The sequence below is a fragment of the Streptomyces sp. NPDC094032 genome, from assembly GCF_040303965.1.
GTDB lineage: Bacteria > Actinomycetota > Actinomycetes > Streptomycetales > Streptomycetaceae > Streptomyces.
Genome location: NZ_JBEOUE010000015.1, coordinates 102951 through 117593 on the forward strand (window position 1 = coordinate 102951; position 14643 = coordinate 117593).

Annotated in this window: 11 protein-coding genes; 7 read left to right on the top strand and 4 right to left on the bottom strand. The window is 72.7% G+C overall.

What is annotated here, in order from left to right; translation table 11 throughout:
• The first annotated feature begins 1 nt into the window (after position 1).
• The gene (locus ABTZ54_RS21740; RefSeq protein ID WP_351665652.1) at positions 2-2926 is read left to right on the top strand and encodes an FAD-binding and (Fe-S)-binding domain-containing protein; all 2925 of its coding nucleotides are present in this window, start codon (positions 2-4) and stop codon (positions 2924-2926) included.
• Between the two features lie 67 nt (positions 2927-2993).
• Here the strand turns inward: ABTZ54_RS21740 and ABTZ54_RS21745 are convergent, their stop codons facing one another.
• On the bottom strand, positions 2994-3188 hold the full coding sequence (locus ABTZ54_RS21745; RefSeq protein WP_351665654.1) for an antitoxin: 195 nt from the start codon (positions 3186-3188) through the stop codon (positions 2994-2996).
• A gap of 65 nt (positions 3189-3253) precedes the next feature.
• Entirely contained in the window at positions 3254-4855 is a 1602-nt protein-coding gene (locus ABTZ54_RS21750; protein WP_351665656.1) for a peptide-N4-asparagine amidase, read from the bottom strand.
• Between the two features lie 179 nt (positions 4856-5034).
• Here ABTZ54_RS21750 and ABTZ54_RS21755 point away from each other — a divergent pair, with 179 nt between their 5' ends.
• Both ABTZ54_RS21755 and ABTZ54_RS21760 read left to right on the top strand, forming a co-directional pair.
• Positions 5035-6867, top strand: a complete 1833-nt coding sequence (locus tag ABTZ54_RS21755; RefSeq protein WP_351665658.1) for an ABC transporter transmembrane domain-containing protein — start codon at positions 5035-5037, stop codon at positions 6865-6867.
• A complete protein-coding gene (locus ABTZ54_RS21760; RefSeq protein ID WP_351665660.1) occupies positions 6864-8645 on the top strand; it encodes an ABC transporter ATP-binding protein in 1782 nt (593 codons plus the stop codon). The genes ABTZ54_RS21755 and ABTZ54_RS21760 overlap by 4 nt, the downstream gene beginning before the upstream one ends.
• A 79-nt stretch (positions 8646-8724) precedes the next feature.
• On the opposite strand, the gene ABTZ54_RS21765 is transcribed toward ABTZ54_RS21760, so the two are convergent.
• A complete protein-coding gene (locus tag ABTZ54_RS21765; protein WP_351665662.1) occupies positions 8725-9516 on the bottom strand; it encodes a metal-dependent hydrolase in 792 nt (263 codons plus the stop codon).
• 96 nt (positions 9517-9612) lie between these two features.
• Here ABTZ54_RS21765 and ABTZ54_RS21770 point away from each other — a divergent pair, with 96 nt between their 5' ends.
• A complete protein-coding gene (locus ABTZ54_RS21770; RefSeq protein ID WP_351665664.1) occupies positions 9613-12186 on the top strand; it encodes a DEAD/DEAH box helicase in 2574 nt (857 codons plus the stop codon).
• Between the two features lie 21 nt (positions 12187-12207).
• Positions 12208-13071: an acyl-CoA thioesterase gene (locus ABTZ54_RS21775; RefSeq protein WP_351665666.1), complete on the top strand. Its 864-nt coding sequence runs from the start codon at positions 12208-12210 to the stop codon at positions 13069-13071.
• A 34-nt stretch (positions 13072-13105) separates the two neighbouring features.
• Here ABTZ54_RS21775 and ABTZ54_RS21780 read toward each other — a convergent pair whose 3' ends face one another.
• Positions 13106-13321 (bottom strand): DUF6011 domain-containing protein, encoded by a 216-nt coding sequence (locus ABTZ54_RS21780; RefSeq protein ID WP_351665668.1) that lies wholly within the window; start codon positions 13319-13321, stop codon positions 13106-13108.
• Between the two features lie 36 nt (positions 13322-13357).
• Between ABTZ54_RS21780 and ABTZ54_RS21785 the strand changes: the two genes are divergently transcribed.
• Entirely contained in the window at positions 13358-13840 is a 483-nt protein-coding gene (locus tag ABTZ54_RS21785; protein ID WP_351665670.1) for a glutathione peroxidase, read from the top strand.
• Complete coding sequence (locus tag ABTZ54_RS21790) at positions 13833-14600, top strand: putative protein N(5)-glutamine methyltransferase (RefSeq protein ID WP_351665672.1); 768 nt, start codon at positions 13833-13835, stop codon at positions 14598-14600. The genes ABTZ54_RS21785 and ABTZ54_RS21790 overlap by 8 nt, the downstream gene beginning before the upstream one ends.
• Positions 14601-14643 lie beyond the last annotated feature (43 nt).

Consider the following 14643-nt stretch of genomic DNA (forward strand, 5'->3'; position numbering starts at 1 on the left):
CATGCCCGTACTGGAGCCGAATCCGCAGGCCCTGCGAGCCGGTACACCGCGGCGGGCGGCGCCCGACCGGGTGCCGGACCTCCAGGCCCGTGGCACTCCGAAGCACCTGCGGGACGAGCTGACCGCCGTCCTGGGCCCCGGCAAGGTGCTCTCCACCATCTCGGACCTGGTGCGGTACGCCTCCGACGCGAGCCCCTACCGTTTCGTGCCGCAGGTCGTGGTGGTGGCCGAGGACATCGACGACATCTCGGCCGTCCTCTCGTACGCGCACGGCAAGGGCCGCGAGGTGGTGTTCCGGGCGGCCGGGACCAGCCTCAACGGGCAGGCGCAGGGGGAGGACATCCTGGTCGACGTGCGCCGCCACTGGGCGGGCGTCGAGGTCCTGGACGACGGCGCGCGGGCCCGCGTCCGGCCCGGCACGACGGTGGTCCGGGCCAACGCGGCCCTGGCGCCGTACGGCAGGGTCCTGGGCCCCGACCCGGCGAGCGCCATCGCCTGCACGATCGGCGGCGTCGTCGCCAACAACGCCTCGGGCATGACCGCGGGGACGACCCGGAACTCGTACCGTACGGTCGCCTCGCTCACCTTCGTGCTGCCGAGCGGCACCGTCGTCGACACCGCCGACCCGGCCGCCGACGACGAGCTGGCCCGGGCCGAGCCGCGGCTCTGCGCGGGGCTGCTCGCCCTGAAGGCGGACATCGAGGCGGACCCGGAGCTCACCGCGCGGATCCGGGCCAAGTACGCCATCAAGAACACCAACGGCTACCGGCTCGACGCCTTCCTCGACGCGGACACCCCGGTCGGCATCCTGCGCGGTCTGATGGTGGGCTCCGAGGGCACCTTCGGCTTCATCTCCGAGGTCGTCTTCGACACCCTGCCGCTGGACCGGAAGGTCAGCACGGCGCTGCTCTTCTTCCCGTCCCTGCCGGCCGCCGCGGCGGCCGTCCCGCTCTTCAACGACGCGGGGGCGCGGGCCGTCGAGCTGATGGACGGCAACACCCTGCGGGCCTCGGTGCGGGTGCCCGGGGTGCCCGCCGACTGGGCGGAGCTGCCCAAGGAGACGGCCGCGCTCCTGGTGGAGTTCCGCGCGCCCGACGAGGCCGGGCGGGAGGCGTACGAGGAGGCGGCGGCCCGGGTGATGGCCGGGCTCGACCTGGTCGCCCCGGTCTCCTCCGTGTCCAACGCCTTCACCCGGGACGCCGGGACGATCTCGGGCTACTGGAAGGCCCGCAAGGCCTTCGTGACGGCGGTCGGCGGCTCGCGCCCCTCGGGCACGACGCTGATCACGGAGGACTTCGCGGTGCCGCCCGCCCGGCTCGCAGAGGCCTGCGCCGAGCTCCTCGAACTCCAGGCGCGGCACGGCTTCGACGCCGCCGTCGCCGGTCACGCCGCCCACGGCAACCTGCACTTCCTGCTCGCCTTCGACGCCGGCGACCCGGCCGACGTCGAGCGGTACGCGGGCTTCATGGACGACTTCTGCAAGCTGACCGTGGAGCGCTTCGACGGCTCGCTGAAGGCCGAGCACGCCACCGGCCGCAACATCGCGCCCTTCCTGGAGCTGGAGTGGGGGCCGAAGGCGACGGAGCTGATGTGGCGGACCAAGGAGGTCATCGACCCCGACGGGGTGCTCGCCCCCCGGATCGTCCTGGACCGCGACCCGCAGGCCCATCTGCGCGGCCTGAAGACCATTCCGACGGTGGAGCCGATCGCCGACCCGTGCATCGAGTGCGGCTTCTGCGAACCCACCTGCCCCAGCCAGGACCTGACGACCACGCCGCGCCAACGCATCGTGCTGCGGCGGGAGATGATGCGCCAGGCCGACGGATCGCCGGTCGAGAGAAGCCTGTTGGAGTCGTACGGATACGACGCCGTCGACACCTGCGCGGGCGACTCCACCTGCAAGCTGGCCTGCCCGGTCGGGATCGACACGGGCGCCCTGATGAAGGAGTTCCGGCACGAGCGGCACTCGGCGCGCGAGGAGCGGGTGGCCGCCTTCGCCGCGGAGAACTTCCGCGCCGTGGAGGCCGCGGCCCGGCTCGCGGTCGGGGCGGCCGACCGGATCAGCGACCGGCTCCTCGGCTCCGTGACGGGTCTCGCGCGCAAGGCGGTGCGGCCCGATCTCGTACCGGAGTGGCTGCCCGAGGTCCCGGGCGCGGCCCCCCGGCGGCTCCCCCGCACCCACCGTCCGGCGGCGGTCGCCGTCTACTACCCGGCGTGCGTGAACCGGATCTTCGGCAACCCCCAGGGCCACAAGGGCCCTTCGCTGCCGGAGGCGGTGGTGGCGCTCTCCGCCCGCGCCGGGCGGCCCGTATGGATCCCGGACGACGTGGCGGGGACCTGCTGCGCGACGATCTGGCACTCCAAGGGCTACGAGCGCGGCAACGAGGTGATGGCCAACCGGATCGTGGAGGCCGCCTGGGGCTGGACGGCCGGCGGCCGCCTTCCGCTGGTGGTGGACGCCTCGTCGTGCACGCTCGGCATCGCGCACGAGGTGGTGCCGTACCTCACCGACGACAACCGGGAGCTGCACGCGGAGCTGACCGTGCTCGACTCGCTGGTGTGGGCGGCGGACGAGCTGCTGCCGAGGCTCGACGTGCGTCACCGGATCGGCTCCGCCGTGGTGCATCCGACCTGTTCCATGCTGCACCTGGGCGACGCGGACCGGCTCGAAGCGCTCGCCGGGGCGTGCGCGGAGGAGGTCGTCGTCCCGCAGGACGCCGGCTGCTGCGCCTTCGCGGGCGACCGGGGCATGCTGCACCCGGAGCTGACCGCGTCGGCGACGGCGAAGGAGGCCGCCGAGGTGACGGCGCGCCCGTTCGACGCGCATCTGTCGGCGAACCGGATGTGCGAGATCGGCATGGACCGGGCCACCGGCCGCAGCTACTACTCCGCCCTCCTGGAACTGGAGCGCGCCACCCGGCCGTGACACGGCACGCCGTGCGTCGCGGGGGCGGGGAGCACCCGCCCCCGCGACGGAGGGCCACGTCAGGGGGCTACTGCGGCGGAGTGTCCTTCGGCGACTGGTCCGAGCCCAGTTGTTCCTTCAGCTTCTCCTGGGCCGTGTCGACCTGGGAGCTGTACTTGCCCTGGGTCTTGTCGTCGACGAAGTCACCGGCCTTGTCGATGCCCTGGCCGGCCTTGTCCTCGTGACCCTTCAGCATCTGCTTGAGCTTGTCCATCACGCTCATCCGAGCCTCCTTGGCGGGCTGTGCTCCCCTCCAGGATCACCGCTCGGGCGCCGGACCGCATCCGCTCAACAGCGCCGCAGGTCCTCCACGAGGGTGCCCTGGACGGTCTTCAGGGAGCGGTCGTAGCAGCCCTCGGAGCCGTACAGGCGGTAGCGCTCGGCGCTGGTGCCCACCGCGTGCCGCTGCTCGCGCGGGACGCCGAGGGTGAAGGCCGCGTCGCCGGTGTACGTGTCGTCCATCCGGGACCAGGAGAGCCGCCGTCCGTCGCGGAAGACGCCGGTGGAGGCCCGGTCGCCGATGGTGAGGACGGTCCGCAGACGGTTGTCGGCGCCCACGGTGATCTCGCCGTCCATGGTGTACGCGCGGTGGGTGCGGGTGGCGGTCCTGCCGACGGTGACCGTCTCGTCGTCGGTCCAGTACGCGGTGAGGGCGTCCGGGTTCTCGTCGGCGCCCCAGCGGTGCGTGGAGCGGTGGTCGACGGTGCGGGTGACGGTGGTGGCGACCCGGCCGTGCGAGGTGTTCAGATGCCCGGCGACGGTCAGCGTGTGTCCGCCGGAGGTCTCCAGCAGGTCCGGCGAACCGGGCGTGTGGACGGTGGAGTTGCGCGGGGTCCCGGCCTCGTGCCGGTCGAGGGCGCCGGTGACCACCGTGCTGCCCTCGTCCTGCCAGAGGAGCACGTTGGCGGGGACGCTCCAGCCGGACTGACCGGCCGGGACACCGGCCACGCCGACCTCGACGCGGTGGGCGCGCCCGTCGTTGAGGACGGCGGCGAACGGGGTGAGGTCGTAGACGACGGGCCGCACGTCGAAGGCGCGGGGCGCGGGGGTCACGTACCAGAGGAAGGGGTTGGACCAGCCGCCGGTCCAGACGTGCGGGAAGGGGGCGGCGATGCCCGCGAGGCGCCCGTCGACGGAGATCTGGACCTCGCGGTACGGCCCGTCGGCGGCCTTGCAGGAGTAGGGCGCGGCGTCGGGGACGGTGAGGTACCAGAACTCCTCGCAGCCGCCGCCCGAGCCGGTGGCGTACACCTCGGCGAGGATCCGCTCGGTGTTGCGCGGGGTGGTGAGCGTGCCGCCGGTGAGCGGCAGGACCCGGTCGGGGGTGCCGGCGGCGGGCTTCACCTTGCCCTGGGCGGTGTGGAAGGTGAGGGTGACGCGGACGTCGATGACGCCGGTGTAGGTGTCGTTGACGACGTTGCCGATGAGCATCTCGACGGGCTGGGGGCGGCTGAGGGTGTCGCGGTAGCGGGTGACGTCCTTCTCGACCGCCCAGGTGATGCCGTCGGGCGAGGGCTCGGGGGTGGAGGTGCGGAGGATCTCGACGCCGCCGACGGAGAGGTGCCCGAGCCGGTCGTACTGGCGGCCCTTCACCTTGCCTTCGAGGCGCAGGACCACCTTGTTCCAGCCCGTGCCGCACTCCTTGGGCGGGGTGTAGTTCCCCTGGTACGGGGTGAAGTCGCGGAACTGGGCCTCGGCGAGGGTCACCTCGCAGCTGCGGGTGCCGGGGACGGAGACCGGCGGCGCGGCGGTGAGCGGGTCGTGCCAGTCGGTGGTGAACTCGGCCGGCGGGGTGGGGGCCTCGTCCGCGTGCGCCGTGGGGGCGGCGAGCAGCAGCCCGGCGGCCAGGGTGAGGCCGCCGATCATGCTCATGATCTTCCGTTGTCTCATGGGTCGTGAGTGAAGCGTGCGATTCCGGATGGGGTCCAGAGGGCCTGGGCCCGGCTTGGCCGGATCTGTGCCGGGTCGCCGGAAAACCCATTGCCGACGGGTGTCCGAGCGGGCGAGGCTAGATCGTTCGAATCGTCACGGGACCGGTCCGTCCGACCGGTCGAAAGCCCTGGGACATCATGCACATTCGCGATCTACCGTACGCAGACCCAGGGGTCCCGGACGTCCGCTCGGGCGGCAGATTCCTCCTCTGGCTCGGCCGCCGACAACTCGGCGCGCAGGTGAAATGCCTGCTGTGGGGCCTGCTGTTCCAGCTCGGCATCGCCGGTCTGCCGATCGGCGTCGGACTCGCCGTGCAGGCGGTCGTGGACCGCGACGGCGGCCGGCTCGCACTGGGCGTGGGAATCCTCGCCCTGCTCGGCGTGGCCATCGCGGTCGGCGACACGATGGCCCACCGGGTGGCCGTCACCAACTGGATCACCGCCGCCGCCCGCGTACAGCAGCTCCTCTCGCGCAAGACCGCCGAGCTCGGCTCCCTGCTGACCCGGCGGGTCGCGGCGGGCGAGGTCGTGGCCGTCTCGACGGGCGACGTCGAGAAGATCGGCTGGTTCGTGGAGGCCGCCTCCCGCTTCGCGGCCGCTGCGGTCTCCCTGGTCGTGGTCTGCGTTGGTCTGGTGTTCTACCAGCCAAACCTGGGCGCGGTCGTGGCCCTGGGCGTCCCCGTCCTCGCGCTCGCCGCGCTGCCGCTGCTCCCCCGCGCCACCCGCCGGGCCGACGCGCAGCGCGAGAAGGCGGGCCGGGCCACCGAGCTGGCCTCCGACACCGTCGCCGGGCTGCGGGTGCTGCGCGGCATCGGCGGCGAGGAGCTGTTCCTCGGCCGCTACCGGGCCGCCTCCCAGGAGGTGCGCGAGGCCGCCGTCCACAGCGCCCGGATGTGGGCGCTGATCGCGGCCGTCCAGGTGCTGCTGCCCGGCCTGCTGCTCCTGACCGTCGTCGTGTACGGCGCGCGCCTCGCCCTCGACGGGCAGATCTCGGTGGGCGAACTGGTCACCGTCTACGGCGCGGTGGCGCTCACCCACCACCCCCTGCGCAACTTCGAGGAGATCGCGATGGCGTACTCCTTCTCGCGCCCGTCCGCGAAGCGCGCCGCCCGGGTGCTCGCCCTGGCCCGGACGACGACGGTCGGCTCGGGGACGGACACGCCGCCGCCCACCGGGGACCTGTACGACCCGGTCACCGGGGTGCTCGCCCCGGCCGGCCGGTTCACCGCGGTGGTGTGCGGCGACCCGGACCTGGCCGGACGGCTCGCGGACCGGCTCGGCGGACACCCGCCGGAGCCGGGCGAGGGCCATGCCTCGGTGCTGCTCGGCGGCGTCGCCCTCGACGAGCTGCCGCTGGGCTCCGCCCGTACCGCCGTCCTCGTCCAGGACAAGGACCCGGTGCTGCTCTCGGGCACCCTGCGGGAGCTGCTCGACGTGCCGTCCTCCGGGGCGGTCGCGGCGCGGGCGGCCCTGGACGCGGCCCAGTGCGGGGACGTCCTCGACGCCCTCGCCCAGGCCTCCGTCGACACCGGCGGGGACCCGATGGAGACCAGGATCACCGAGCGCGGCCGGTCGCTCTCCGGCGGCCAGCGCCAGCGGCTCGCCCTGGCCCGCTCCCTGGTCACCGACCCCGAGGTGCTGGTCCTCGACGAGCCGACCTCGGCGGTGGACTCGCACACCGAGTCCCGGGTGGCCGCCGGGATCAAGGGGCTGCGCGCGGGCCGTACGACGCTCGTGCTGGCCTCCTCGCCGCTGCTGCTCGACCTCGCCGACCGGGTGGTCCTGGTCCACGAGGGCGAGGCGGTCGCCGTCGGCACCCACCGTGAACTGCTCGCGGACGAGCCCCGCTACCGGGCGGTCGTCACGCGGGAGACGGACGACGAGCGGGACGGGCTCGTGAAGCTGGACGAAGAGCTGGACGAAGAGCTGGCCTCGGAGCTGGCGGAAGAATTCGAAGGAGAGTCGGCATGATCGGCCTGGCGCCCCCGGAGTACGACCCGGCGGCCCCCCAGTCGGCGACGACGCTGCCGGTGGGCACCGGCGCGACGGTGCGGGCGTACGTCCGGGACCTGTTGCGCCGCCACCGAGGGGCGTTCGCCCTGCTCGTCGGCGTGAACACGGTCGCGGTGATCGCCTCGATGGCCGGTCCCTATCTGCTCGGCTCGGTCGTCGAGCGCCTGACGGAGGGCGCCCGCGAGCTGCATCTGGAGCGCACGGCGGCCCTGTTCGCGGTCGCGCTGCTGATCCAGACGCTGTTCACGCGCCTTGTACGGCTGCGCGGCGCGATGCTCGGCGAGCAGATGCTGGCGGATCTGCGCGAGGACTTCCTGGTCCGCTCGGTCTCCCTGCCGCCGGGTGTCCTGGAGCGGGCCGGGACGGGCGACCTGCTCTCCCGGATCACCACCGACATCGACCGGCTCGCCAACGCGATGCGCGAGGCCGTGCCCCAGCTCGTCGTCGGCGTGGTGTGGGCGGGGCTGCTGATCGGCGGCCTCGCGGTGACCGCCCCGCCGCTGGCGCTCGCGCTGCTGTGCGCGGCGCCCCTGCTGATCGTGGGCTGCCGCTGGTACTTCCGGCGCGCCGGTGCGGCGTACCGCTCGGAGGCCGCCGGGTACGCGGCGGTGGCCGCCGCGCTCGCGGAGACGGTGGACGCGGGCCGCACGATCGAGGCGCACCGGCTCGGCAGGCGCCGGATCGACCTGTCGGACCAGCGGATCCGCGAGTGGACCCGATGGGAGCGCTACACCCTCTATCTGCGCTCGGTGCTCTTCCCGGTCGTGGACCTGACCCACACGATCGTGATCACCTCCGTGCTGCTGGTCGGCGGCGTCTTCGTCCTCCAGGGCTGGATGGACGTGGGCCAGCTGACCACGGGCGCGCTGCTCGCGCAGATGCTGGTCGACCCGATCGGGATCATCCTGCGCTGGTACGACGAGCTCCAGGTCGCCCAGGTGTCCCTGGGCCGGCTCGTGGGCGTCCGGGAGATCGAGCCGGAGGCGGGCGACCGGGAGGTGCGCCCCGAGGGGCGGGCGGTCCGCGCCGACGAGGTGCGCTTCGGCTACCGCGAGGGCGTGGACGTGCTGCACCAGGTGTCGATGGATGTCGCCCCGGGCACCCGGCTCGCCCTGGTCGGCCCGTCGGGGGCCGGCAAGTCGACCCTCGGGCGGCTGCTCGCGGGCATCTACGCCCCGCGCTCCGGCTCGGTCACCCTCGGCTCCGCCGAGCTGGCCCGGATGCCCGCCGAGCGGGTCCGCGAGCATGTGGCCCTGGTCAACCAGGAGCACCATGTCTTCGTCGGCTCGCTCCGCGACAACCTGCGGCTCGCGCGGGCGGGCGCCGAGGACGCCGAGCTGTGGACGGCGCTCGGCGCGGTGGACGCCGACGGCTGGGCGCGGGCGCTGGACGCGGGGCTCGACACCGAGGTCGGCTCGGGCGGTCTGGCCCTCACCCCGGCCCAGGCCCAGCAGGTCGCGCTGGCCCGGCTGGTCCTGGCCGACCCGCACACCCTCGTCCTGGACGAGGCGACGTCGCTGCTCGACCCGCGGGCGGCCCGTCATCTGGAGCGCTCGCTCGCCAAGGTCCTGGACGGCCGCACCGTCGTCGCCATCGCCCACCGGCTGCACACGGCGCACGACGCCGACCTGATCGCGGTGGTCGAGGGGGGCAGGATCAGCGAGCTGGGCAGCCACGACGAGCTGGTGGCGGCGGACGGGGCGTACGCGGCCCTGTGGCGCTCCTGGCACGGGTAGGCACCAGCGGGACACAGGGAAGGGGCCGCCCCGGTTCGACCGGGGCGGCCCCTTCCGCGTACAAAAACCTGGAAAGCGCCTACAGGAAGCCGAGGGCCGAGGCCCCGCCCACCCCGCCGAGCAGCATGAAGACCGGCATGAGGACCTTGAGCTCGACCCAGCTGCCCGCGCGGAAGCGCATGGCCTTCGGCGGGCCGATCGGGTACCAGCGCTTGCGGCCCACCGGGATCGGCCACAGGATCGGGCAGCCGGAGACGGTCAGGGCGTCGCCGATGTCGTGGACCAGGGCGCCGAGGACGATCGGCAGGCCGAGCCACAGGTACTCCTGGCCGGGCCCGGTGAACAGCCAGCCGGAACCGTTGCCGGGCTGGTCGAGGACCCCGGCGAGGATCCAGGCGCTGGTGGCGCCCAGCAGCCACACCAGGACGTCGCTGGACATCCGGGCGGCCCGCCACAGCAGGCCCTCGACCGCGAGGACCAGGTGCACGAAGAGGATCGCCAGGACCGCCCAGCGGCCGCCGGTGACCGCCGCGGCGGAGCAGCCCGCCCCTATCAGGACCGCCCACAGCCAGGTGTGGGTGAGGGTGCGGTGGCCCCCGGACCTGCGCGGGTCGGCGGCGGAGCGGGTGGCCTTGTAGACGGCATACGACAGCTTGTCGACGATCTCGCAGAGGCCCCGGGAGACGGGTCCGAAGGCGCGCGAGATGGTGGCCGACTTGTGGTCCAGGTCGGGGGCGAGGGCCGCGCCCGCGCAGATGAGCGCGCCGACGACCAGAACCGGCCATGGCATCGGGTGGCCGAACGCCGCCGCTGCCGCCCCGACACCCAGCCAGGCCGCTGCTCCGGACAGCGAGTGCGCCGGTCCCATCATGGTCGTACCCGCCCCGTTTCCGCGTACGCCGGCGCCCAGTTGACGCACGGTCGGACGACCGGTCGTGCGACCGGTCGACGGGCCAGCCTATCGTCCGTGATCTTCGTTCCGGTGGCCGGTTCCCTCATCCGGGCGGAATCCAGGCAAGATGGGGGCGTGACCCTTATCGATCAGCTGCCGCCGAACGCCGACCCCGATGCCCTTTTCGAGGCCTTCTCCTCATGGGCGGAGGACCGGGGCATCACGCTCTACCCGGCCCAGGAGGAGGCGCTGATCGAGGTGGTCTCGGGGGCGAACGTGATCCTGTCCACCCCGACCGGCTCGGGAAAGTCGCTGGTCGCGGCGGGGGCGCACTTCACGGCGCTGGCCAATGACCAGGTGACCTTCTACACGGCGCCGATCAAGGCGCTGGTGTCGGAGAAGTTCTTCGACCTGTGCAAGATCTTCGGCACCGAGAACGTCGGCATGCTGACCGGCGACGCCTCCGTGAACGCGGACGCCCCCGTCATCTGCTGCACGGCCGAGGTGCTCGCCTCGATCGCGCTGCGGGACGGCAAGGACGCCGACATCGGCCAGGTCGTGATGGACGAGTTCCACTTCTACGCGGAGCAGGACCGCGGCTGGGCGTGGCAGATCCCGCTGCTTGAGCTGCCGCAGGCCCAGTTCGTCCTCATGTCGGCCACGCTCGGCGACGTGTCGATGTTCGAGAAGGACCTGACCCGGCGGACCGGGCGGCCGACCTCGGTGGTCCGCTCGGCGACGCGGCCGGTGCCGCTGTCGTACGAGTACCGTCTGACCCCGATCACGGACACGATCACCGAGCTCCTGGAGACCAAGCAGGCGCCGGTCTACATCGTCCACTTCACGCAGGCGCAGGCGGTGGAGCGGGCGCAGTCGCTGATGAGCATCAATATGTGCTCGCGCGAGGAGAAGGACAAGATCGCCGAGCTGATCGGCAGCTTCCGCTTCACCACCAAGTTCGGGCAGAACCTCTCGCGCTATGTGCGGCACGGCATCGGCGTGCACCACGCGGGCATGCTGCCCAAGTACCGGCGGCTGGTCGAGAAGCTGGCGCAGGCGGGTCTGCTGAAGGTGATCTGCGGGACGGACACCCTCGGCGTGGGCGTCAACGTGCCGATCCGTACGGTGCTGTTCACGGCGCTGACGAAGTACGACGGCAACCGGGTGCGGACGCTGCGCGCGCGGGAGTTCCACCAGATCGCGGGCCGGGCCGGCCGGGCGGGCTTCGACACCGCGGGCTTCGTGGTCGCCCAGGCGCCCGAGCACGTCATCGAGAACGAGAAGGCGCTCGCCAAGGCGGGCGACGACCCGAAGAAGCGCCGCAAGGTGGTCCGCAAGAAGGCCCCCGAGGGCTTCGTCGCCTGGAGCGACACCACCTTCGAGAAGCTGATCGCCTCCGAGCCGGAGCCGCTGACCTCGCGCTTCAAGGTCACCAACATCATGCTGCTGTCCGTGATCGCCCGGCCGGGCAACGCCTTCGAGGCGATGCGCAAGCTGCTTGAGGACAACCACGAGCCGCGCAAGGCGCAGCTGCGGCACATCCGCCGGGCCATCGCGATCTACCGCTCGCTGCTCGACGGCGGTGTGGTGGAGCAGCTCGACACCCCGGACGCCGAGGGCCGCACGATCCGGCTGACGGTCGATCTCCAGCAGGACTTCGCGCTGAACCAGCCGCTGTCGACGTTCGCGCTGGCCGCCTTCGACCTGCTGGACCCGGAGTCCCCCTCGTACGCCCTGGACATGGTCTCGGTGGTCGAGTCGACCCTCGACGACCCGCGTCAGATCCTGCACGCCATGCAGAACAAGGCGCGCGGCGAGGCGGTCGGGCAGATGAAGGCGGACGGCGTCGAGTACGAGGAGCGGATGGAGCGGCTCCAGGACATCTCGTACCCGAAGCCGCTGGAGGAGCTGCTCTGGCACGCGTACAACGTGTACCGGAAGTCGCACCCGTGGGTCGGTGACCACCCGGTCTCGCCGAAGTCCGTCATCCGTGACATGTACGAACGGGCGCTGTCCTTCACGGAGTTCACCTCCTGGTACGAGCTGGCGCGCACCGAGGGCATCGTGCTGCGCTATCTCGCGAGCGCGTACAAGGCGCTGGACCACACGATCCCGGACGACCTGAAGACCGAGGACCTCCAGGACCTGATCGAGTGGCTCGGCGAGATGGTGCGCCAGGTGGACTCCTCGCTGCTCGACGAGTGGGAGCAGCTGGCGAACCCGGAGATCCAGACGGCCGAGGAGGCGCAGGAGAAGGCGGACCAGGTCAAGCCGGTCACGGCGAACGCCCGCGCCTTCCGGGTGCTGGTGCGCAACGCGATGTTCCGGCGGGTGGAGCTGGCGGCGCTGGACAACGTGAACGCGCTGGGCGAGCTGGACGGCGAGTCCGGCTGGGACGCCGACGCGTGGGGCGAGGCGATGGACGGGTACTGGGACGAGTACGAGGACCTGGGCACCGGTCCGGACGCGCGCGGCCCGAAGCTGCTCGCCATCGAGGAGGACCCGGCGCACGGTCTCTGGCGCGTCCGGCAGACCTTCGCCGACCCGAACGGTGACCATGACTGGGGCATCAGCGCGGAGGTGGACCTGGCGGCCTCGGACGAGGAGGGCCGGGCGGTCGTGCGGGTGACGTCGGTCGGACAGTTGTAGACACTCCCGAAGGAGCCTGAGGTGACCAATCCCGCCGAGAGACTGGTGGACCTGCTCGATCTGGAGCAGATCGAGGTGAACATCTTCCGCGGCCGCAGCCCGCAGGAGTCGCTCCAGCGTGTCTTCGGCGGGCAGGTCGCCGGCCAGGCCCTGGTGGCGGCCGGGCGCACCACGGACGGCGAGCGTCCGGTGCACTCGCTGCACGCGTACTTCCTGCGCCCGGGGCGGCCGGGCGTGCCGATCGTCTACCAGGTGGAGCGGGTGCGCGACGGGCGGTCCTTCACCACCCGGCGGGTCACCGCGATCCAGGAGGGCCGGACGATCTTCAATCTGACGGCCTCCTTCCACCGGCCGGAGGACTCGGCCTTCGAGCACCAGCTGCCGCCCCGGCACCTGGGCGACCCGGAGAGCCTGCCGAACCTGGCGGACGAGATCCGCGACCATCTGGGGGCGCTGCCGGAGGCGCTGGAGCGGATGGCCCGGCGCCAGCCGTTCGACATCCGCTATGTGGACCGGCTGCGCTGGTCGAAGGACGAGGTCCAGGGCGCGGATCCGCGCAGCGCTGTGTGGATGCGGGCGGTGGGGCCGCTGGGCGACGACCCGCTGGTGCACACCTGCGCGCTGACCTACGCCTCGGACATGACGCTCCTGGACGCGGTGCGGATCCCGGTCGAGCCGCTGTGGGGGCCGCGCGGCTTCGACATGGCGTCGCTGGACCACGCGATGTGGTTCCACCGTCCGTTCCGGGCCGACGAGTGGTTCCTGTACGACCAGGAGTCGCCGATCGCGCACGGCGGGCGGGGGCTGGCCCGGGGCAGGATCTACGACCGCGAGGGGCGGCTCCTGGTGTCGGTGGTGCAGGAGGGGTTGTTCCGCAAGCTGTAGTTCCGCGCTCCCCCGACGCGCTCCCCCGACGGGCTCAGACGCCGGGCAGGGTGTCCTGCTCGACCTCGTGGCGCCGGGTCCGGATGTCCGGGCCCGGCGGGTGCAGCTTGGCGTCGCAGGACGGGCCGAGTCCGGTACGGCGGGACTCGGCGCCGGTCAGCGGGCGCCCGCACAGGCGGCACCACACGCGGTCCGGCGCCTGGCTCCGTCCGGCGGAATCGATCTCGATTGCCAGTGGTTCGTCTCCCATGCTGAGATCAAACCTCATCCGACGGAGGAGCTGTCCATGAGCTTGTACGAGATTCCCCTGAAGACCCTGGCCGGGGACCCGATCTCCCTGTCCGACTTCCGCGACCGTGCCGTCCTGGTCGTCAACGTGGCCTCCCAGTGCGGCCTCACCCCGCAGTACGCGGGTCTTGAGCGGTTGCAGAAGGAGTACGGGGACCGCGGCTTCACCGTGGTCGGCGTGCCCTGCAACCAGTTCGCGGGCCAGGAACCGGGCAGCCCGGAGGAGATCGGGACGTTCTGCTCGGCGACGTACGGGGTGACCTTCCCGCTCCTGGAGAAGAGCGACGTCAACGGCGCCGGGCGGCACCCGCTGTACGCGGAGCTGACCAAGGTCGCGGACGCCGACGGCGAGGCCGGGGACGTGCAGTGGAACTTCGAGAAGTTCCTGATCGGCCGCGACGGCGGCGTGACCCGTTTCCGCCCGCGCACCGAGCCGGAGGCCCCGGAGGTCGTGGCGGCGATCGAGGCCCAGCTTGTCTGAGACCGGGGTGGTGGAACGGCTGCGGGCCGCGGGCTGTGTCTTCGCCGAGGAGGAGGCGGAGCTGCTGACCGAGGCGGCGGCCGGTCCGGCCGAGCTCGACGCGATGGTCGAACGGCGGGCCGCGGGCCTGCCGCTGGAGCACGTGGTGGGCTGGGCCGAGTTCGGGGGGCTGCGGATAGAGGTCGATCCGGGCGTGTTCGTGCCGCGCCGGCGGACCGAGTTCCTCGTCGGACGGGCCGTGTCGTTCGCCCGGCCGGGCGCCGTCTGCGTCGACCTGTGCTGCGGCTCGGGCGCGGCGGGCGCGGTGCTGCTGGCGTCCGTGCCGGGCGCCGAGGTGTACGCCTCCGACATCGAGCCCGCGGCGGTGCGCTGCGCCCGGCGGAACGTGGAGCCGCGCGGCGGCCTGGTGTACGAGGGCGACCTCTTCGAGCCGCTGCCCGGGACGCTGCGGGGCCGGATCGAGGTGCTGGTCGCCAACGTGCCGTACGTGCCGACCGAGGACGTGGCCCTGCTGCCGCCCGAGGCGCGCGACCACGAGCCGCTGGTGGCCCTGGACGGCGGCGCGGACGGCCTGGACGTACTGCGCCGGGTCGCGGCCGGGGCGGGCGAGTGGCTGGCCCCGGGCGGCCACCTGCTGGTGGAGACGAGCGAGCGCCAGGCCGACCGGGCCGTGGCGGCGGTCACCGCGCACGGCCTGTCGGCCCGGATCCTGGAGGACGAGGAGCTGTACGCCACGGTGCTGGTGGCGACGCGGGTCTAGGGCCTGTCCGGCGGATCAGGGTCGGAGAGGCCGGGGTGTCTGG